The 21,429-nt window shown below is 54.6% G+C and carries 13 protein-coding genes; 9 read left to right on the top strand and 4 right to left on the bottom strand.

The features are described 5' to 3' along the window. The first annotated feature begins 59 nt into the window (after positions 1-59). The 4 genes from U873_RS0116685 (at position 60) to nirK (ending at position 8,374) form a co-directional block, all read left to right on the top strand. Complete coding sequence (locus U873_RS0116685) at positions 60-4,622, top strand: alpha-2-macroglobulin (RefSeq protein ID WP_043274582.1); 4,563 nt, start codon at positions 60-62, stop codon at positions 4,620-4,622. Position 4,623: 1 nt separating this feature from the next. After that, positions 4,624-6,267 (top strand): DUF2300 domain-containing protein, encoded by a 1,644-nt coding sequence (locus U873_RS0116680; protein ID WP_025129344.1) that lies wholly within the window; start codon positions 4,624-4,626, stop codon positions 6,265-6,267. 3 nt (positions 6,268-6,270) lie between these two features. Beyond that, positions 6,271-7,089 carry a YfaP family protein gene (locus tag U873_RS0116675; RefSeq protein WP_025129343.1) on the top strand — a complete coding sequence of 273 codons (819 nt, stop codon included), beginning with the start codon at positions 6,271-6,273 and terminating at the stop codon, positions 7,087-7,089. 193 nt (positions 7,090-7,282) lie between these two features. Then, the gene (gene nirK / locus U873_RS0116665) at positions 7,283-8,374 is read left to right on the top strand and encodes a copper-containing nitrite reductase (RefSeq protein ID WP_025129342.1); all 1,092 of its coding nucleotides are present in this window, start codon (positions 7,283-7,285) and stop codon (positions 8,372-8,374) included. A gap of 276 nt (positions 8,375-8,650) precedes the next feature. Here nirK and U873_RS0116660 read toward each other — a convergent pair whose 3' ends face one another. The 4 genes from U873_RS0116660 to U873_RS36695 all read right to left on the bottom strand — a co-directional run bounded on the left by U873_RS0116660 (position 8,651) and on the right by U873_RS36695 (position 10,360). After that, on the bottom strand, positions 8,651-9,100 hold the full coding sequence (locus U873_RS0116660) for a DUF3828 domain-containing protein (protein WP_025129341.1): 450 nt from the start codon (positions 9,098-9,100) through the stop codon (positions 8,651-8,653). An 11-nt stretch (positions 9,101-9,111) separates the two neighbouring features. Further along, positions 9,112-9,483, bottom strand: a complete 372-nt coding sequence (locus tag U873_RS0116655) for a hypothetical protein (protein ID WP_025129340.1) — start codon at positions 9,481-9,483, stop codon at positions 9,112-9,114. A 425-nt stretch (positions 9,484-9,908) separates the two neighbouring features. Next, positions 9,909-10,067: a diguanylate cyclase domain-containing protein gene (locus tag U873_RS37585; RefSeq protein WP_115658618.1), complete on the bottom strand. Its 159-nt coding sequence runs from the start codon at positions 10,065-10,067 to the stop codon at positions 9,909-9,911. Beyond that, entirely contained in the window at positions 10,040-10,360 is a 321-nt protein-coding gene (locus U873_RS36695) for a hypothetical protein (protein ID WP_157838095.1), read from the bottom strand. The genes U873_RS37585 and U873_RS36695 overlap by 28 nt, the downstream gene beginning before the upstream one ends. Before the next feature lie 1,223 nt (positions 10,361-11,583). Here U873_RS36695 and U873_RS0116645 point away from each other — a divergent pair. From U873_RS0116645 to U873_RS0116630, 5 genes are all read left to right on the top strand, one after another. Then, positions 11,584-12,642: a glycosyltransferase family 2 protein gene (locus U873_RS0116645; RefSeq protein WP_081818674.1), complete on the top strand. Its 1,059-nt coding sequence runs from the start codon at positions 11,584-11,586 to the stop codon at positions 12,640-12,642. 771 nt (positions 12,643-13,413) lie between these two features. Beyond that, a complete protein-coding gene (locus U873_RS0116640; RefSeq protein ID WP_025129337.1) occupies positions 13,414-14,232 on the top strand; it encodes an ABC transporter permease in 819 nt (272 codons plus the stop codon). Further along, positions 14,222-15,571, top strand: coding sequence for an ABC transporter ATP-binding protein (locus tag U873_RS35275; RefSeq protein WP_081818673.1), 1,350 nt, complete (start codon positions 14,222-14,224; stop codon positions 15,569-15,571). Before U873_RS0116640 ends, U873_RS35275 begins: the two co-directional genes overlap by 11 nt. Next, on the top strand, positions 15,564-20,471 hold the full coding sequence (locus tag U873_RS35270) for a glycoside hydrolase family 99-like domain-containing protein (protein ID WP_081818672.1): 4,908 nt from the start codon (positions 15,564-15,566) through the stop codon (positions 20,469-20,471). The genes U873_RS35275 and U873_RS35270 overlap by 8 nt, the downstream gene beginning before the upstream one ends. After that, entirely contained in the window at positions 20,468-21,409 is a 942-nt protein-coding gene (locus U873_RS0116630) for an NAD-dependent epimerase/dehydratase family protein (RefSeq protein ID WP_081818671.1), read from the top strand. Before U873_RS35270 ends, U873_RS0116630 begins: the two co-directional genes overlap by 4 nt. Positions 21,410-21,429 lie beyond the last annotated feature (20 nt).

Genomic DNA, 21,429 nt, shown 5'->3' with positions numbered 1-21,429 from the left:
TCCTCGCCGGTTTTCGCCTTGTCTTGCCTTCCCTCGCGACGTCTTCACGCGGCTTGCCTATGTCCCGTTTTCTGTTTCGCCTGACCCTGGCCTTGACCCTGCTCACCCCCGTGACCCTGGTCAACGCCGAAGACTCGGTGCCGTCCAGCGACTATGCGGCGGTCTCCGGCGAGAGTTTCTTCCTCCTGGCCGACAGCAGTTTCGCCAGTGACGAACAGGCCATGGTGCGCCTCGAGGCCCCGGGCCGCGACTACCGGCGCTTTCGCATGGAGCCCTATGGCGGTGCGGACATCCGGGTGTACCGGATCGACCAGCCGCTGGACTTTCTCAAGCGCCAGAAGAACCTGCACCGGGTGGTCAGCGACGGCCAGTTCAAGGGCGAGGGCCTGTCCAACACCCTGGCTTACCTGTGGGACAACTGGTACCGCAAATCCCGCCGGGTGATGCAGCGCGCCTTCTCCTACGAGTCGCGCAAGCAGGTTACCGAGGAGGTGCCGGAACTGAAGGTGGGCAACTCCATGCTGGCGCCGACGCCGTATGACGCCCAGCCGCAATTCGCCCTGATCCCGGGGCTGCCCCTGGTGACCCAGTTCCGCTATCCGCTGTGGCAGGCCAAGCCGATCCAGCCGCCGGCCGGGGTGGATCTGTCGGGCTCTTCCAGCCAGTTCATCAACGTTGCTCCGGGCAACGTCTATATCCCCCTGGGACAGTTGAAGCCGGGCCTTTACCTGGTGGAGGCCCTGGTGGGCAAGTACCGCGCCACCACCATGGTGTTCGTTTCCAACACCGTGGCGGTGAGCAAGATCGCCGGCGACGAGCTGCTGGTCTGGGCCGCGGGCAAGCATGAAGGCAACTCGGTGCCCAAGGTCAATGTGCTGTGGACCGATGGCCTCGGCGTGATGAACAGCGGCGCCACCGACGAGCAGGGCCTGGTGCGCCTGAAACACGTCAGCCCCGAGCGTTCCTACGTGATCGGTGAAGACCAGGAAGGCGGAGTGTTCGTCTCCGAGAACTTCTACTACGACAGCGAAATCTACGACACCAAGCTCTACGCCTTTACCGACCGGCCGCTGTACCGTCCGGGGGACTGGGTGTCGCTGAAGATCGTCGGTCGCGAGTTCAAAAATGCCCGGGACTCGGTGCAGCCCGGTGCCGGCACGGTGAATGTCAGCGTGCTCGATGCCGCAGGCACCGCGTTGCAGAACCTGACCCTGAACCTGGACTCCAAGTCCGGTACCCAGGGCCGCTTCCAACTGCCGGACAACGCCGTGGCCGGCGGTTATGAGCTGCGTTTCGGCTACAAGGACCAGGTCTACAGCAGCGCCTTTCGCGTGGCCGAGTACATCAAGCCACATTTCGAGATTTCCCTGGCCCTGGCCAAGACCGACTTCAAGACCGGCGAACCGGTGAAGGGCAACCTGGTGCTGCTCTACCCGGACGGCAAGCCGGTGGCCAACGCGCGTCTGCAACTGAGCCTGCGGGCCCAGCAACTGTCCATGGTGGACAACGAGCTGCAGTACATGGGGCAGTTCCCGGTGGAACTGACCAGCGCCGAGCTGACCACCGATTCCAAGGGCAGCGCCACCCTCGACCTGCCGGCGGCGGACAAACCGAGCCGTTACATGCTCACCGTGTTCGCCAGCGACGGCGCCGCGTATCGGGTCAAGACCACCAAGGAAATCCTCATCGAGCGTGGCGCCGCGAGCTTCAGCCTCAGTGCCCCGCAACGCTTCAGCGCCGCCGGTGACAAGGTGCAGTTCAGCTACGCCAACCAGAACTCCAGCGAGCAGAGCAAGAACGTCAAGCCGAGCCGCTACAGCTGGGTGCGCCTGGAGGACCAGTCCACCGGCGATGGCAAGCTGGCCGCCGGCGACAGCGGTTTTGCCCTGGCCTTCGAGCGCCCGGGTACCTACAACCTGACCTTGAAGGACGAGCATGACCGAGTGCTCGGCGGCACCAGCCACTCGGTCACTGGCGATGGCGTGAAAGCCGTGCCGGGCACCGTGGAAATTGTCCTCGACAAGCTCGAGTACAAGGCCGGCGACGAAGCCCTGGCGCTGATCACCTTCCCGGAACCGGTCAACGACGCGCTGTTGTCCCTTGAGCGGGACAAGGTCGAGGCCACTGCACTGCTGTCCAAGGGCGGCGACTGGCTGAAAGTGGAAAAGCTCAGCCCCACCCAGTACCGCGCACGAGTGCCGGTGAAAGACGGCTTTGCGCCGAACCTGACCTTCTCCGTGCTCTACACCAAAGGGGGCGAGTACAGCTTCCAGAACGCCGGCATCAAGGTACTGACGCCGCAGATCGATGTGGCCATCAGCACCGACAAGGAGAAATACCAGCCCGGCGACATGGTCACCGTGGACCTGTCCACCCAGTTCGCCGGCAAGCCGATACCGGCCCACCTGACGGTCAGCGTGGTGGACGAAATGGTCTACGCCCTGCAGCCGGAAGTGGCCCCGAGCATCGATCAGTTCTTCTATCACCCACGGCGCAACAATGTGCGCACCAGCGCCAGCCTGTCGTTCATCAGCTACGACGTGGCCCTGCCGGGCAGCCCCACGGCTCCGGGCAAGGCCAACCGCAGCGAGCGTGGAGTCAAGGTGCTGGAGCGCCCGCGCCGTGAAGATGTCGATACCGCTGCCTGGCAGCCGGAACTGGTGACCGATGGCAGCGGCAAGGCGCGTTTCACCTTTCGCATGCCGGACTCCCTGACCCGCTGGCGCATCACCGCCCGGGCCATCGCCGACGATGGCCAGGTGGGGCAGAAGAAGCAGTTCGTGCGTTCCGACAAGGCCCTGTACCTGAAATGGAGCGGTCCGACCCGTTTCCGCAGTGGCGACAAGCCGGACCTGGGGGTGTTTGCCTTCAGTCAGTCCGAGCAGCCGGCCAAGGCCGAGTTGGTGATCCATTACGCCGGCGAATCCCAGCGCCTGCCTTTGACCCTCAACAGCGGCATCAACTATGTGGCCCTGCCGGACATTGCCCCGGGCAATGGCGAGTGGACCGCCGAGCTGATGCAGGGCGGCAAGACCGTGGATGCCCTGGCGGTGCGCCTGGTGAGCAGTGCTGGCGGCTGGCAGGCGGTGCAGACCCAGAGCCTGGACGTGGTCAGCACCAGCACGCCGCTGGGCCTGCCTGCGGATGCCGGCGAGATCCGCCTGCGCCTGGACGACAGCCCGCAGGCGCTGTTCCGTTCGGCCCTGGATGATTTGCTGGAATACCCCTACGGCGGCGTCGAGCAGACTGCCAGCCAGTTGTTGCCGCTGAGCGTGGCCTACCCGGCACTGGCCAGCAATCCGCAGATCCGCGACCGCTTGCGCCTGATGATGCAGAACAGCCGCCTGCGCCTGGTGCACATGGCCGGGCCGGAAGCGGCGTTCACCTGGTGGGGCGAGGATGCCGAGCCGGATGCCTTCCTCACTGCCTATGCCTATTACGCCGACTGGAACGCGAGCAAGGTCATGGACCTGAACCTGCCGCCGGAGCACTGGCAGCGGGTGCTCGAGGTCTACGCCAAGCAGGCCGGCAATACGCCGTTACTGCAGCGGGCGCTGATCCTGTCCTTTGCCCGTGAAATGAAGCTGCCGATCAATACCCTGGTCAGCGGCCTGATGGACGATCTGGCCAAGGCCGGTGCCGGCCCGGACGCCAGCATGGACGACAGCAGCAGTGTCAGCCTGGTGATGGACGATCCGCAATCGGCCCTGGGCCTGGCCAGCGCTCGGGTGCTGACGGCCGCCCTGGCGCGGGAGGCCAAGGTCACCCCGCCGCCGGCGTTTGTCGCGCAACTGGATGCCGCCCAGCAACAGGTCGAGGTCAGTTCCCAGCCCTTTACCCAGGCCTTGAGCCTGTCGTTGAAACCTTTCGACGGAGCGGCGGCACGAGCCTTGCTGCAACGCCTGCTGCCTTCGCAGTCGACCCTGGAGCGGGCCCTGGCCCTGACCTGGCTGCAGCGCAGTGTGGCGCAGTCGGCACCGGCCGTGGCTCTGAACCCGGGGCAGGGCTGGCAACCGCAGCAGGGCGCCAGCGGTGAAAGCTACTGGCAGTGGCAAGGGCCGCAGGTGCCAAGCGTGCTGACGCTCAATAGCGTGCCGGAGCGTCCGCTGCGGGCTTCGCTGAGCTACCTGAGCAAGCAGGAACCGGGCACGCCGGCACCGGTGAACATTAGCCGTCGCCTGCTGCGCCTGGTGCCAGGGGATGAGGCGTTCACCTTCAAGCTGGAACCGGTGGGCAACAAGCCGATTGCCAGCGACGGGCTGTACCTGGATGAGGTGATCATCGCCAACCAGGGCAATCGGCCGCTGCTGTACGGCATGCTCGAAGTGCCGCTGCCGCCGGGTGCCGATGTTGAGCGCACCACCTGGGGGATCAAGCTGGCCGGGCCTGCGGGCACCGAGGCGGCCTCCCTGGAAAAGGCTCGCTTCGAGCCGGGGCAGATGAGCTACGCGGTACCGCTGGAAGCGCTGAACGACAGCAGCGAAGTGCGCCTGCGCCACCTGATCCGCTTCTCGCAGAAAGGCCAGTTCAACCTGCCGCCGGCGCGCTTCTACCAGGTGTATGCGCCTGAGCACCAGGCTCAGGAACGTACCCCGGCCCTGGGTCAGGTCACGGTCAAATAACATGACGCGGCGTTGGGCCTGGTTGTGCCTGTGTTTGCTTCCTGGGCTGGTGATGGCCCAGGAGGAGCCGTTGCGCCTGGCCTGGAAAGCCGCCCCGGACAGCGAGCTGATGAGCCTGAGCAAGACTCAGGTGCTGGCTCGCGAGCCGTTGCCGGCGGATCTGCAGGCGCCCTTGGGCAGTGTCTGGAAACTCTTCGTCTATGCCTGGCTGGTGGACACCGGTGCCCAGGAGCCGGCCTATGCCTGCCAGGGCAAGTCCAAGGAAGAGGTCTACTGCTGCTCGGTGGGCGCCAGCATCGCCCGGGACCAGGCGCTGGTACGTTCCTGCGGTTTGTATTTCGAGCCCCAGCGCTTGCAACTGTCTGCGGCTGACTGGCGCCATTACTGGCAAGCCCGCAACGCTCCCGGCTGGCTGCAGGACCTGAACCAGCTGCAACCCCAGACTCGGGTCCCGGTGGTGGAGTTGCTGCAGGTGCTGGCGCTGTTGCCGGCCCGGGACACCGCCCGGCGCGTGCTGCTGGACGTGGTGCTCAATGCTGGCGACGGCGCTGTCGTGGGCGCCTTGGGCGGGCGTTTGCGGGTCAAGACCTGGAGCTGGCTGGCGGAACAGGACCCACAGTCGCGCCAGGGTGGCTTTGCCGGCTGGCTGGTGGACGGTACACCGCTGTGGGTGGGCGGGCGCGGCACCAGCCAGCGGGTGTTGAAGGACTACGCCCAGGCCCTGAACCAGGTGCTGCCGGACAACCCGCCTGTGGATAAAGGCCGCTGTGTGGAGGTCAGCCTGTTTTCCCGCTATCCGCTGAAAAGCGTCAGCCAGAACGGCCAACTTGCCAAGCCGGGTGCCTTGCAAGGGGATTACCGGGTGGAGTTTGCCAACGGCAACCAGCTGGATATCCACAGCGCTGGCGAACTCTTTCTGCAGCGTGACCCCGCGGCCCAGCGGCTGGTGGCGCGCCTGGACCGTGAGGAATACGTAGCGCGGGTGCTGCAACGCGAGGCCAGCAGCGAGCCGGTAGAGGCGGCCAAGGCCCTGGCCGTGGCGATTCGCACCTACTTGCTGCAGAACGCCGGACGCAGCGGCGAATGCCTGAGCATCGACGACAGCAGCAACCGTCAGCGGGTCGCGCCGCGTCCGGCCACCGCCGAGGCCCGGGCCATTGCCGCCTGGACCAGCGACCTGGTGCTGGCCGGCACCCAAGTCACCTACCACTCGGACCTGATTGCCCCGGACAAGCTGTCCTGGCAGCAAGCAGTGGAACAGGCCGGTTCGGGCCAGCGTTATGACGCCATCCTGCTGCATGCCTATCCACGGGCCAGCCTCAGCCGCTGGGACAACCCGGTGGCCTCCTGCGAACCCTTGCCCGCGGCCCAGGACTGGTTGCTGAAGCAGCGGCCGCGCTGGCGCCGGCCGTTGCAGCAGGAGGTCGGCTATAACGAAATCAGCCAGTTCGCCGTCTGCCGCCTGAGCTTTGGCCGGCCCTATGTCGACCGCGAACGGCAACGCATCTATGTGCGGGGCGTGCTCTCGCTGCAAGACCGTCTCGACCTGACTCACGAATACCTGCACCTGGCCTTTGAAGCTCATCCCAACGGCCAGGATGAAACCTACATCGAAGGGCTCGCCCGTCATCTTTTATTGGAATAGGCCATGAAATTTCCTGCTCCCCCGGTCCTCCTGTTCCTTTGTGGAATGTTCAGCTTGCCCATGGCCCTGGCCGAGGGCGGCATCCAGCTCGACACCCCCAAGGGGGGGTGGCGCACCCGTGCTATCGATGGCGAACAGTACATTCAGGAGGTCAACTACCCGGCCTCCTCGGTGAATACCCCCCAGGGCCAGGCCGATACCGCGCGCATTCGCGGGCAGATCAAGGGCGCCCCCAAGGCCAGCAAGGAGCCGGGCAAGCTGATCGTCAACGGCGTCAGCATGCCGCTCAAGTTCGATGAACAAGGCAGCTTCGACCGGCCCTACTCCTTCCCCAACGGCAGCAACAGCGTCGAAGTGCGCAGCCCGGACGGCCAGCAGCGCAAGCGCGTGCAGTTTCTCAACAGCGGCGGTGGCGTGACCCCGCCCAAGTTGCGCGTGCTGCTGTCCTGGGACAGCGACAACACTGACCTCGACCTGCACCTGGTGACCCCGGACGGCGCGCACATCTGGTACGGCGACCGGGTGGCACCCAATGGCGCGACCCTGGACGTGGACGTGACCACGGGCTACGGGCCTGAAATCTTCTCCATGCCGGCACCGCTCAAGGGCCAGTACCTGGTGTACGTGAACTACTACGGCGGCGGTTATCGCAGCGATGACGACGAGGATGGCGGCCAGGAAAACGCCGTGCAGCCGCTGACCACGGCCCAGGTGACGGTGATCACCGAGGAAGGCACGGTGGACGAGAAGAGCGAGTCGTTCATCGTGCCGATGCGCGCGCCAGGGGAACTGACCTTGGTGCGCAGCTTCAGCTACCCATGAAGGGGGCGCGCCTCGGACTCCTAGGCCGAGCTGCCGGGCGATCCGGTGACACGGTATTGGAGGACATTGAGGCGTACATGATCGGGGTCAAGGATTTGCCCATGAGGCGCAGCCGTTTATTGCCCTGAGGCAATACGATTTGCCTTCGCTTGCTTTGCAATGAATCACCTTCATTGGCATGGAAACGCAAAGCATGGGAGCTCTTCAATCGTGGTTGAAATGGTGTGTGGTGGCCGGCGGCTGTGCATCCGGTCTGGCGTTGGCGGGTGGTGCCGACGGGCTGCAGCGGGTCAAGGTGGAACTGGTGACCCCTCCCCAGGTGCACGCCCATGAGCAGAGTGTCACCGGGCCGCCGAAGGTGATGCAGTTCCACATGAGTGTGGAAGAGAAAAAAATGGTGGTGGACGAGCAGGGCACCACCCTCCAGGCCATGACCTTCAACGGCTCGATGCCCGGCCCGACCCTGGTGGTGCATGAGGGAGACTACGTCGAGCTGACCCTGAGCAACCCCGCCAGCAACAGCATGCCCCACAACATCGACTTCCATGCGGCTACCGGTGCGCTGGGCGGGGCAGCCTTGACCCAGGTGGTGCCGGGGCAGGAAGTGGTGCTGCGCTTCAAGGCCGACCGCAGCGGTACTTTTGTCTATCACTGTGCACCTTCCGGAATGGTGCCTTGGCACGTGGTGTCGGGCATGAGCGGTACCTTGATGGTGCTGCCTCGCGAGGGTCTGAAGGACCCTGCCGGCAAACCCCTGCACTATGACCGCGCCTACACCATCGGCGAGTTCGACCTGTACATTCCCAAAGACAAGGACGGGCATTACAAGGACTACCCGACCCTCGCCTCAAGCTATCAGGACACCCGTGAAGTGATGCGCACGCTGACCCCGAGCCATGTGGTGTTCAATGGTCGGGTGGGTGCCTTGACCGGTGCCAATGCGCTGACCGCCAAGGTCGGTGAAAGCGTACTGTTCATTCATTCCCAGGCCAATCGCGACAGCCGTCCGCACCTGATCGGCGGTCACGGCGACTGGGTCTGGACCACCGGCAAGTTCGCCAACGCGCCCCAGCGCAACCTGGAGACCTGGTTCATCCCGGGCGGTTCGGCCCTGGCGGCGCTCTATACCTTCAAGCAGCCGGGCACCTATGTGTACCTCAACCACAACCTGATCGAGGCCATGGAGCTGGGGGCCCTGGCCCAGGTCAAGGTCGAGGGGCAGTGGGACGATGACCTGATGACTCAGGTAAAGGCTCCAGGCCCGATAACGCCAGCCAAGCAATAGAGGACGAAACCCGCCACGCCGGGCCTGGGCACAGCAGGGTTGGCGTGGCGGATCGATAATCGCGGCGCGGCCGGGGAGGGGGCTGCAACAGCGCGCAGCGGTACTGCTGCAGGTATTCGGCGATCAGGCACGAGCTACCTTGCGAGGCACCCTGCCGATGGGCCTGCGCACCAAGGTCGTCGCAGCCCTCGGTGCTGAACGCCGGCATCCCTGGCTGGTTCTTCTCGGCGGCCTGCGCCCATGCCACGGCTGGCGCCGTGGCGGGGAAGCAAGGGATCAGTCGCTCTGGTCGGCAGTGGAAATCACTTCGTCGATCTTCCAGCAGCCCTTGTCCTTGATCATCCTTACGTCGACGACCTGGGTGGTATCGGGTGTGTTGCCCAGGGTGACCTGCTCCTTGGCGGTGGAGCCCTGGACCTGGGGGTCGCTGACCTTGATCTGGGTCAGCCACTCATCCATGTAGTCCTGAGCCTTGATGAAATAGTCCTCTTCCAGCCCATCAGGGCTGGCCATCTGCTTTTTGATCTTGGTGATCAGCGAGTCCGATACGTACTTCTTCATCTCCGGCAGGTTGTCAGTCAGCGGGTCCTTGTCTTCGCTGAAAGTTTGCAGGTACCAACTGTAAAAGGCCTGGGTTGCAGGCTTGGGCGAACTGGCGCAATCGGCCAGGGCGACCGACTGGTGCAGCGCGACGGCCGCCAGCAGCGAGCAGAAAAGCATTCTCATGGGGGAACCCCTTACGGATGGCGATAGATTTTGTAGTCAGGTTTCTTAACCCGATAGGAGTGCCCCGGGTAAAAACCATGCAACTGTTTGAAGTCTGACACCCAGAGTGTGCCGTTGAACATCGCCATGTGCCCGTGGGGATGGCCGGGGATGGGTTGGATGATGACCACATCGCCTGCTGCGGGCGTCTGGCCGGCCGGTTGTTCGATAAAACCGGCGGAGGTCAATGATGAGCCGAAGTCCTTGGCCGAGTGCTTCCTGTGCAGAATCACGCCACCCCCACCGGCTTCGATCGCCTGCCGGGTATAGGCGGCGCAGCGCCCGGTGCTGCCCGCATGGGCGTGGCTGTTCAAGTGACTGATAGCGGCTTCTTTATTCCACATTCCCTGTCATCCGTGAGTCCTGGAGAGAGGGGATTTTATTCGGGCTTTGGTCGTGCCGGGAATACTGGCTAAGTGCCTTGTTGTGGGGGGTGGAGAATGGGGATAGTTATAGAACAGCTCTATGAAAGCAGTGGAGGGGGAGTCAGAAGCGGAGCATTGCATCTGTGTTGCATAAACGCGACCCAGCTCAGCTGCACTTCAGCTTGCTCCTGGAGGTCGACTGTAGCCGATTTCTCTCTTGGCCCTTAGTCTCATGCCGCGTTTCATCGGTCAGGGGCAGCAAGTGGGATAAATCATGCCCAACTGCTTTGCTGGTCACTACTCCGATGCTGGCGCTGAGCAGTCCAAGTCCAGGAGCTACAGGCTGGAAGAGTCCTAACCAATCCTTTCTGTAATTTGCATTGCGATTTGTTCACTCGCGGCCATCAGCAGACAGGCAAATTCTTCACCGCTAATCTAATACTGGTAAATACATCTTTTCTGCGCAGGCTTTCTGTGAAAATCAGGCTGAAGGTAGCCAGTGCCTTATCGTCGGTCTGGTGGCCCCAGGTATCATTCAAGCGTTGAAGCGATCCAGGTCGCACAGCGGCAGGGCCGCTGACTCACCCAGACGCGGGCACTCCAAAAGCATGTGCCCGCCATTGGCCATGAAGGCGCGGCGGTTGCCGATCCTGGTTGCAGTCTTGATGTGCAACTCCACCTGCTCCTTAACTATGTACAAGGTCACATAGGCGAGACCAATCACACACAGCATCGACTCATAGCATGAGGGAGAAGAATGGCACTCCTGCCCATGGCCCTTGAGTGCGTCGCCTAGCTTTTGGCCCTGATCGATTTCGGTGCACAGGCCGTAGAGCCCGGCATGTAACAGGGGCAAGATCAGTTCGGCATATAGGCACCCTCCGGGCTGCGGCTGTTGCGCCAGAACTCCTGCATCGTCAACACGTCATAACCAGCCGTCAGAGTTGAATAGGCAGAGGCTTGTACCGTCATCGGCTAGTAGAAGGGAGGAAGCAGGTAATGGAGTCAACCAAATGGTGGTACCGGCGAGCATGCTCGACACATGGGGCGCGCCCGTTGAAGACCCGCATCGCTGTCCAGTGAGCAGCTGGACCACGTTGCCAATCATCTAGGGGGCGAAACCGGCTTCTTGGTGACGCAGACTCACCAGTACAGTCAGCAACATCATAATGACCAGATACGCCATTGGGCGCTTTTATTGGGAGGGGCTCTCGACGGCCAGCCGGATCAGTAGCAGTCCAGTCGACGATTTGCTAACAAGGGCTGAAATTGTAGTGGGGACTTTTGAGTCGTGTTGCTGCAATGCTGGGTTTTTGAACGCTATTGAAAAGTGGCGCGTGGTCTAGACTGAATCAGTTTGTAATTTATCGACTTGATGGAATACTCTGAACGTTTTGGTTGCTCGATAGTCGCACATCATGAGTGGCAGTCTCACAAATGGGTCTTAGGTGTGAATCCCGAATCCATTTTTTGACTCAAGTACAGTAACGGTATTTCAACGCCGTCTATGCCGTTTCTGTATGAGGTATGCTGCTGTAAAGTACGTAAACCAGCAGCTTGAGGGAAATGAATACCATGATCATCCATGATTACAAGGCTACGTCATTGTTTTATATGTGAGTTTTTTCTGTCTGTGTGATAACGGGAGTTCTGGTGTTGTTGATGCGCCGCTTTTTTGGCTCCCGCGTATCAGGCACCGGTATAACTACTGAGGCCAAAGGTGGTGAAGGTGGAAAATAGCGTGCATTTCATCGCTAACTGAAGGCAGCAGGCGACGATTTGTGCTGTATGTTCGGGGTTGTGGGAGGGGCTTGGTCGTGGCTGTTGGAGTAGAAACCTACCACGCGCGATTGGGACTGAGTATCAGTGACGCCGCTTTTCTTGCTGATCTGAACGCCGGCCTACCGCTATCATTGCCGGATATCAAGTGTAAAGGTAAACTTGCGTAGAGTTGTAAACTGCGGTGGTTTTTGAGCGTCTTAGAACGGTCGCACCCTTTGATTCTGGCACCACGGACGGTGTTTTGGGGGCTGGGGTCTACGTATTGTACGTCGATTTTTTCACAGTAAAGGCCGATGGATGCGTCAATTTAATCAGGCTGGTATAGATGTGACTTCAAGCAGTGATATGTTTGACTCTCAATTGATCAGCAAACTAAATTCTTCGGGTGCACTGTCCAGTGATGAAGCCGACGGCTTGAGTGGTGTGGGTGCTTTTTTGCCGAAGGTGGCCATTTTATTGTGCACCTACCACGGGCAGCATTATCTGGCTGAACAGTTGAATTCGTTTGAGGCTCAATCTCACTCAAATTGGGAGGTATGGGCTTCTGATGATGGCTCTGAAGATGATACATACGCGATTCTTGAAAATTATCAAAAAAAATGGCCTAAGGGGAGCTTGTTCGTTTGTTCCGGACCTTCAGAGGGTTTTGCAGCCAATTTTCTCTCACTAACGTGCAAAGATAATATTGAAGCGGACTTCTACGCTTATTCTGATCAAGATGATATTTGGGAGAGGGACAAGCTGACCCGAGCTGTACAGTGGCTGCAGACAGTGCCCGCAGATGTCCCTGCCTTATATTGCTCTCGCACCAGATTGGTGGATGAAAAAAACAATGAAATTGGCGTGTCACCACTTTTTCTAAAAAAACCTAGTTTTGCTAATGCCCTGATGCAAAACATCGGTGGTGGCAACACTATGGTATTTAACAACGCTGCACGCGACCTACTTCGAGAAACCGGAGAAAACAGTCCAATTATTACTCATGACTGGTGGGCGTATATCGTGGTGACAGGCTGCGCTGGCCAAGTATTTTATGATCATGAACCAACCTTGCGCTATCGTCAGCACAATGGAAACTTGATTGGTACGAACTCCAACTGGGCGGCTCGTCTTAAGCGTATTCGTATGCTTTTTGAGGGGAGTTTCAAGAAGTGGAATGACAGCAATATCGCCGCCTTACATACTCTTGAGCACAGGCTCACACCAGAAAATAAAAAAATTTTCCAGGAGTTTTCCGCAGCGCGGAAAATGAACCTGATTCCACGCCTTATTCAGCTTAAGCGAACAGGTGTTTATCGTCAGACTTTGCTCGGTAATATTGGGCTAGTCGCAGCTGCGATCTTCGGGAAAATCTGAATTCATGATAATTTCGGCTATCGGAAACGCTATCTTTTTCGGCAACTTCTTTGTCTTTAGTCGGTTGCCCTCTTGATAAACGAGAGTATTGTGTATAGAAACGACCTAGAGAGCTATTTTAAGTCGCCCAAAGACTCTAGCGCTATAGATTATTCGGTTTTCGGCGTTGTTGGTTTCAATATTTTAATTATGTCTGAGTTTATGGGCCAACAGGTTTGTGCCGCTCTCGATTCTTTTGCTGAAGTTTACTTGCCTGGATTCACCGTTACCTTGAGTGAGGCGGTTGTCAAATGAGATTTGTCCAGGTTTGTATGCTAGATATAAGAATGCTTGCGATGGATGTGCTAGTTTATTTGAGTGCTTCAATTGATCGCTGCTCGCGGTGTTCTGTAATTGTGAGATGTGGTATCTCGCATAAATGCTCGTGGCCTGAGAATTAAGTTGATTTGTAATTTGCTTTACGGACTAAAAAACAAAGAAGGCTTTTATATGGTCGCTGTTAGTGAAGGGTGTTTAATGTGATAAAACCTAAATTCAAGTCTTTCGGATTTTGGTTGATCTCAGGAACGTGCTAGCGACGAGAGTTCAAAGTTTTGATTTGTTTTTTAGATGTTCATTTTTGAGGTGTCCGGCTATTACTCTGTTGAGTATACGTGATGGTTTTTGGAGTCGCTCAGTGCTTGACTATAATTTGCTAACTGGAAAAGTTCTCGCATGGCCTGCCAAGGACTTGCATGGTTTAATCTTTGGGCGAGCTGAGGTGTGTGTGTGATGTTGAATTTTTCAATCTCTCCAAAGGAAATGATTGTAAGTTTTTGGCGAAATCGTCGATTAATAAAAGAGCTTGTAAAGCGCGAAGTGGTAGGCCGCTATCGGGGGTCTATTATGGGTTTGTTATGGTCGTTTTTTAATCCGATATTTATGTTGGCTGTTTATACTTTTGTCTTTAGTTTTGTGTTTAAAGCGCGCTGGAGTGTCGGGAGCGATTCTAAGGCTGAGTTTGCGTTGGTGCTTTTTGCGGGCTTGATGATATTTAATATTTTTTCTGACTGTGTCAATCGCTCGCCATCTTTAATTGTCTCTAATGTGAATTATGTCAAGAAGGTCATTTTTCCTCTAGAGATTCTTCCTTGGGTCACAATGGGCGCTGCATTGTTTCATGCATTGATTAGTTTTATTGTTTGGTTAGTTGTTTATATTGTTTTTTTTGGAATTCCACATGTGGCTCTTATAAGCCTTCCGTTAGTCATCGTTCCTCTCGTTTTATTTATTATGGGGGTTTCTTGGTGGTTGGCATCGTTGGGCGTGTTTTTAAGAGATATCGCGCACTTTATTGGTGTTGTTACAATGACAATGATGTTTCTTTCGCCGATATTTTATCCCGCGACTGCGTTACCGGATGAATATCGTCCATATCTTTTTATGAATCCGTTGACACCCACAATTGAACAAGTGCGTCAGGTTATGTTTTGGGGGCAGATGCCGGATTACGAACAGTTGTCAATTTATACTCTCGCAGCCGCAGTTGTCGCATGGGCTGGTTTTGCCTGGTTCCAGAAGACTAGAAAGGGTTTTGCCGATGTCCTCTGAGTTAGCTATCAAAGTAGATAATCTGAGCAAGTGTTATCAAATTTACGAAAAGCCACGTGATCGGCTTTTGCAGATGCTTGCAGGGGGGCGTAGGAAGTTCTATCGAGAGTTTTGGGCGGTTAAGGAGGTTTCCTTTGAAATAAGGAAAGGGGAAACTGTCGGAATTGTTGGTCGCAACGGTAGCGGCAAGTCAACATTACTGCAAATGATTTGTGGTACATTGAATCCAACTGGCGGCAGTATTCAGGCCAATGGTCGAATTGCAGCTCTCCTAGAATTGGGGTCCGGATTTAATCCTGAGTTTACAGGGCGAGAAAATGTTTATCTAAATGCTGCTGTTTTAGGTTTAACGAAAGAATATATAGAGTCACGGCTTGACGATATATTAGGCTTTGCCGAGATTGGTGAGTTTATCGATCAGCCAGTTAAAACCTATTCTAGTGGCATGTTGGTGCGACTGGCTTTCTCTGTGGCTATTAATGTTGATCCGCAAATTTTGATAGTCGATGAAGCTCTGTCTGTAGGCGATGAGCTATTTCAGCGTAAATGTTTTTCTCGTATTGAGGCAATAAAAGAAGGTGGTGCAACTATTCTTTTTGTTTCTCATTCGGGGGCGACAGTCATTGATCTATGTGATCGAGCTATACTAATTGATTCTGGAGAGTTACTCAGTATTGGTAGCCCAAAGATTATTGTGGGGCGCTATCAAAAGCTGCTTTATGCTTCTGTAGAGACACGAGAGATCATTCGTAAGCAGGTACGTGATAGTTTGCTCATCGACGGGCCGCTTGCTCATGCGCCGGAGATAAAAAATCTTCTTTTGAGTGAAGAAGGCTCTGCGTTGAGAGAGAGCTTTGACCCCAGTCTTCGACCTACAAGTACAATTGAGTACGCTAGTAATGGAGCCATTATTGAGTCTCCCGTTATTCTGTCGCCATCAGGTGAGCGATTTAATAATTTAATTAGAAATAATACTTATCGGTATACTTATAGTGTTTCATTTAGTCGTGCTGTAACGAATGTTCGATTTGGTATGCTGATTAAAACTATGACGGGTATCGAGGTAGGTGGCGCGCACACTGCAAATCAGGTTTCTGCTGGTGTCTCTATGGTCGAACAAGGGCAAATTTTTAGAGTCGAATTTGAGTTTAGTTGCCGTTTGAATCCGGGTGTATATTTTTTAAATGCAGGTGTAACTGGTTGTATTGATGGAGTAGATACTTATCTTCATCGTCTTCTTGATGTCGAAATGTTTCGTGTTCTGCCAGACTCTGCGAATTTGGCAACGGCAATAGTCGACTTTGGTTGCATCCCGAAATTGAGTGCCTGCAATGAATAGGAAAAAACTAATTGTCGTTTTGGGTATGCACCGTAGTGGTACTAGCGCGATTACCCGTAGCCTGCGGCTTCTTGGTGTAGGATTAGGAGATAACCTGTATCCTGCATCCTCTGATAACCCAAAGGGATTTTGGGAGGATCGAGATTGCCTCGAAATTAATGAAGCATTATTGAAGTGTTTAGGTTCTTCTTACGATCACCTCGACTTCGCTTGGGAAGACATTAAAGATAATGATGAAATTAATAGTTTGCGAATCAAGGCAGCTCAAGTAATTTCTCAAAAATTCATTGAGAGTGGCGATATTTGGGGGTTCAAAGATCCCCGTACATGTCGACTGCTTTTCTTTTGGCAAGAAGTTTTTAAAATAGTTGGCTGTGATACTCGATATGTAATTGCTTTGAGAAACCCTGCAAGTGTTATTGAGTCTCTTGAGAGTCGAAATGCCTTGCCTGCGGAAAAGTCATATATGCTTTGGTTGCAGCACACTCTACCGTGTGTATTGCAGACTCAGAACGAAAAGCGAGTATTGGTTGAGTATGATAAGCTCATGGACTCACCATATTCGCAAATGTGCCGTATTGCTTCGACGCTAGAATTATCGATCCCCAACCGGGAGTCTCCGCTCGTTGCTGAGTTTGAGCAAGAGTTTCTAGATCAGAGCTTGCGTCATACGCACTACACTTTGGCTGAGTTGCGTCTTGACAGTCGGGCAGTCGAGTTGGTTTCGGTCGTCTATGAATTGCTCAGTGGTATCTCTGATGGCAAGCAAGGGATTGCACAAGACGTGATTGATAAGTTGGTTTTTTTGAATGGTAAATTTAAAGATTTTTCGCCTCTATTGGATTATGTGAACAGCCTGGAGGCAACTCGTGCTGAGTTGTGGGCTAACATAGCTAATAAAGAAGTGCAGAATAATGAGCTCAATGAGGCTTTGGTTTTACAGTCTCAAAAAATTGATGAGCTCGGCGACGCTCTTGCTTTGAGTAATGAGCGCCTTGTTGGCTTGAATAATAGCCTTATGGTATGTGGCGAACGACTTGCTGAGCCTGATGGACGGCTTGTTGGTTTAAGCGAAAGCTTTACGGTTTGCAGTGAGCAACTTTCTGAGCGTAATGAGCAAGTTGTAGATTTAAGCAAAAAGCTAGTGATATGTAGTGAGCAGCTTGTCCAGCGTGATAAACTAATTGTTGAGCTAAATGAAAAATTTTTAGCTTGTAACGAACAGTTGGCTAAGCATGATGAGCTGATTTTCGAATTGAACGAAAATCTTGCAGTTCGAAGTGAACAGCTTGTGAAATGTGATGAAGAAATAGCTTGCTTAAATAAGAGTATTTCACTGTGTCATAAACAGTTTGTAACGTGTGGCGAGAAAAATCACATCCTTAATGAGCGCTTAATTTCTTGTAACGACGAGCTTGCAGAGCGTGAATTACAAATCTTAGCGCTGAATGCCAAAGTGAATGAGCAACTTCAACTTGCTAAAGCTCATTCTCAGCGTGTTCTGGACCTCCAGCGTGAGATTCAGCAAATTCTTTTCAGTAAATCTTGGAGTCTTACCAAACCATTGCGTTTGGCACGCAGAAAACTACTCGATGCACCGCTTCGAGAGAGCCGTAAACAGTTGAGCAACATATCTCGTTCTGTCTGGCATATATTGCCGTTATCCAGTTACTCGAAAGCTCGGTTCAAGCATTCTTTGTTCTCGCGATATCCCTATTTTTTCGGATGGAGTCAAGCCTATCGCAGTTGGTATGGCATGAATGGACCGGAGATAGAAAGTGCCGAGAGCAATGCCATTGACGCTCCGGCTTTGGCTTTGGAGGAGGCTCAGAGCAGTGGTCAGTACGTATCACTGCTCAGAGCTTCAGCTCCAGTCAATCTGCCTGTTCGGTTAATCGCTTTTTATCTACCGCAGTTTCACCCAATCGACGAAAATAATGAGTGGTGGGGAGAAGGTTTTACGGAGTGGACCAATGTAAAACCGGCTCGGCCTCTATTCACTGGTCATTACCAACCGCACATTCCCGGTGAGTTGGGCTATTACAGCCTGCTCGACCGAGAGGTACAACAGCGCCAAATTGAGCTTGCGAAGTTATATGGAGTAGGCGGCTTCTGTTTTTACTACTATTGGTTTGGTGGCAAACGATTGTTGGAACAACCAATTGAGAACTACTTAGCAGATGCTAGTCTTGATCATCCGTTTTGTCTCTGCTGGGCCAATGAGAACTGGAGCAGGCGCTGGGATGGGCAGGATAGTGAGATACTGATTGCACAGCAGCACTCTCCTGAGGATGATCTTGCATTTGCGGCTGATGTTGCGCGTTATCTAAAAGATCCGCGATATATCTGTATTGATGGCAAACCACTGTTGGTTATCTATCGTCCAAGCTTATTGCCATCGGCTTTGGAGACGAGTGAGCGTTGGCGTAAATGGTTTCGCGAGCATGGTATTGGCGAAATTTACTTAGCCTATACCCAGTCATTCGAAGCAGTCGATCCAGCCAAATATGGTTTTGATGCTGCCATCGAGTTTCCCCCGAATAATTCCGCCCCACCGAACATAACTTCTGAAGTGCAGCCGCTAGAATCAACTTTTAGCGGGACGGTATACGATTGGAAAGTATTTCCTGCACGAGCTAGAGAGTATAAAAAGAGTTCCTACCGTTTGTTCCGTAGTGTCTGCCCATCATGGGATAACACTGCCCGACGTAAGCGTGGCGCCACGATATTTTTAAATAGTTCGCCCGAGTCTTATCAGGGCTGGCTGGAGAGTGCCATCTCGGAGACCTGTCAAAGCACGGCCTCACCGGACGAGCGTTTGGTGTTTGTTAACGCTTGGAATGAGTGGGCGGAGGGTGCGCATCTCGAGCCTGATCAAAAGTTTGGTTATGCTTGGTTGGACGCGACGCGGAAAGCCTTGACCAAAGAACCCGCTGGTCAGCATCGTGAGCGCATGGTCGTGGTTTCTCACGATGCCCATCCTCATGGGGCTCAGTTCCTTGCGCTTGGCATGGTCCGTTCGCTGGCAAACGACTTGAAGTTTGATATACATACAGTTCTGCTAGGCGATGGTCGTTTGAAGGGGCAGTTCGCGCATCTTTCCTCGGTTCACGAGCTATTTCCTGGCGCTGATTTTGTGAGTCGATCCGCTGCACTCGCGCGACAGCTAGCCGAAAGCGGTGTCCGTCATGCGATTGTCAACACCACAGTGTCCGGGCTTTTTGTCAGTGATTTGGCCAAACAAGGAATAACTTGCGTCTGTCTGATTCATGAAATGCCAGGCGTTATTCAGTCCAACAATCTAGGCAAGCATGCTCGGAGCATTGCTGATGGCGCTCACCGTGTAGTTTTCCCTGCACGGATCGTTGAAGAAGGTTTTGAGAACTTTGCCACAGTTGAACCTGGGCAGGGCACCATTCGGCCACAGGGGTTGTGGCGGCGTAACCAGTACCGCTTCCGCAAGGAGCAGATTCGAGCAGAGGTTCGTTCTCGTCTCGGGGTTGTAAACGATACCCCATTGATCCTCGCCGTGGGCTATGCCGACCGGCGTAAGGGGGTCGACTTGTTTGTCCATGCTGCTATAGCCACTCTCTCCCAAAAACCGGATGCCTTGTTCGTCTGGATCGGGCACTGGGACGAAGAGCTTCGCCGCGAGGTTGATATATTGATTAAAGGCCGGACGGGATCATTCAGGTTCCTTGGCTATGAACCTGAGACCGCTAGTTACCATGCGGCGGCCGATGTATATGCGTTGGCATCGCGTGAAGATCCTTTTCCAAACGTGGTTCTCGAGTCGTTTGATGCCGGTGTGCCGGTAGTAGCTTTCGCAGAGACTGGTGGTGGTGCTCAACTGGTCTCGCATATAGGTGGTACGGTAGTACCCGCCGAAAATACTCAGGCCTTCGGTCAGGCGATTGTGGAGTTGCTGAATCAACCTGATGTAGCACGTGATCTGGGGGAGGAGGCGAGCGCCTTAGTGGATCGGGAATATGCTTTTCGCAGCTATCTGTTCGATCTTTGTGGCTATGCCGGCATCCGTCTCCCAAAAATCTCGGTTGTAGTTCCCAACTACAACTATGCCCGATATATCCGTCAGCGCCTGGACTCAATTGTGCAGCAGACGCTACCCATCTATGAACTGATCATTCTCGACGATGCCTCCACAGATAACGGTGTTGAAGAGATCCGCCAATGGCTGGATGAAAATACTGTCGAATGTCGGTTGATAGTCAACCAGCATAATTCCGGTTGTGTATTTGATCAGTGGGCCAAGGGGATTGCATTGGCTAATGGCGATTTCGTCTGGATCGCTGAAGCCGATGATCTCAGTTCGCCAGAGTTTCTCGAGACGGTTCTAGCGCCAATGGAGCGAGATCCGCAGGTGAGCCTTAGCTACTGTGAAAGCCAACAGATCGATGGGCGTGGGCAGCGCCTTTCGGAAAATTATCACGCTTATCTTACTGATATTTGCGATCAGCGCTGGAAGCTGCCCTATATCGCCGAAGGTAAAGATGAGATCATTCGTCATTTGGCAATCAAGAATACTATTCCGAATGTAAGTGGCGTGCTCTTCAGGCGTGAAAGCCTCTCCAGAGTTTTCACTGAGCATTTCGAGGCTATTTGCTCGCTGAGTAAGGCCGGTGACTGGCTGGCCTATGTCAAGATTCTGCAGGAGGGTAAGATTGCGTTCAATCCACGGCCACTGAACCTGCATCGTCGTCATGCTGGTAGCGTGATTGGTGGGAGCAGTGCTGCTAGGTTAGTTGACGAGATTGTAGCAGTCCAAAGAAGTGTGGCTGTTGATTACTGCCTGCCTGAAGAGACGGTTCTTCAGGCGGCGAACTATATTGACGAGTTGAACACACAGTTCAACTTAGATAAACGAGCATCTAACCGATGAGCGTGGAAACATTGAATAGCAATGATCTGATCAATCAGCGATGCCTTGTCATGGGGGGGGGCGGCTTTATCGGAACTAACCTTTGCCGCGCCTTACGTGGTCGAGTTCGTCGCTTGAAATCCTTTTCCAAGCACCCTACTAATATAGAGGGATGTGAGTTGATCCAGGGTGACTTTCTAAATACTGCCGATATTATTCGAGCTGTTGAAGATGTGGATATCGTATTCCATCTAATTAGCACAAGTACTCCCGCCAGTTCCAATGCCGACCCGATACTGGATGCTCAACAGAATATTCTGCAAACTTTGCAGTTACTTGATGCCTGCTGCTCCGCACAAGTCAAGCGAATCATTTTCATATCGTCAGGGGGGACGGTGTACGGTGATGCGAAAGTTATCCCGACCCCGGAGAACTATCCTGAGCATCCGATTTGTGCTTATGGTGTCAGTAAATTAGCCATTGAGAAGTATCTCCATCTTTACGAGAGATTGCACGGTATTGTGGCGATTAATCTTAGGGTATCCAATCCTTATGGTCCCTATCAATATGCTCAGAAGAAGCAAGGTGTCATCGGCGCATTTATATCTAAGTTTCTGGCTAGTCAGCCCATAGAGATTTGGGGGGATGGGTCAGTAGTCAGAGACTATGTTTACATCGAAGATGTGGTTGAAGCTATGATCAACGCGAGCGTCTACAATGGTGGCTTTCGCACCTTTAATATTGGTAGTGGTATAGGGACGAGTCTCCGAAGCATCATCAATGTGATCTCTGAACACACTAATCAGGAGCTTAATATTGTTTACAAAGATTCCCGCACTATAGATGTGTCGAGGAGTGTAGTGGACTGTTCATTGGCACAAAGGGAGTTGCGCTGGTCGGCAAACCATGATCTGAAAAGTGGTATTGGCAAGACGCTCTCCTGGTTTAGAATACTATGAATGACTCTTTGGTGAGAACT

This window comes from Pseudomonas sp. PH1b (assembly GCF_000633395.1).
Taxonomy (GTDB): domain Bacteria; phylum Pseudomonadota; class Gammaproteobacteria; order Pseudomonadales; family Pseudomonadaceae; genus Aquipseudomonas.
Note: the sequence above shows the minus strand (reverse complement) of the source record. Positions and strands in the feature narration are given on the sequence as shown.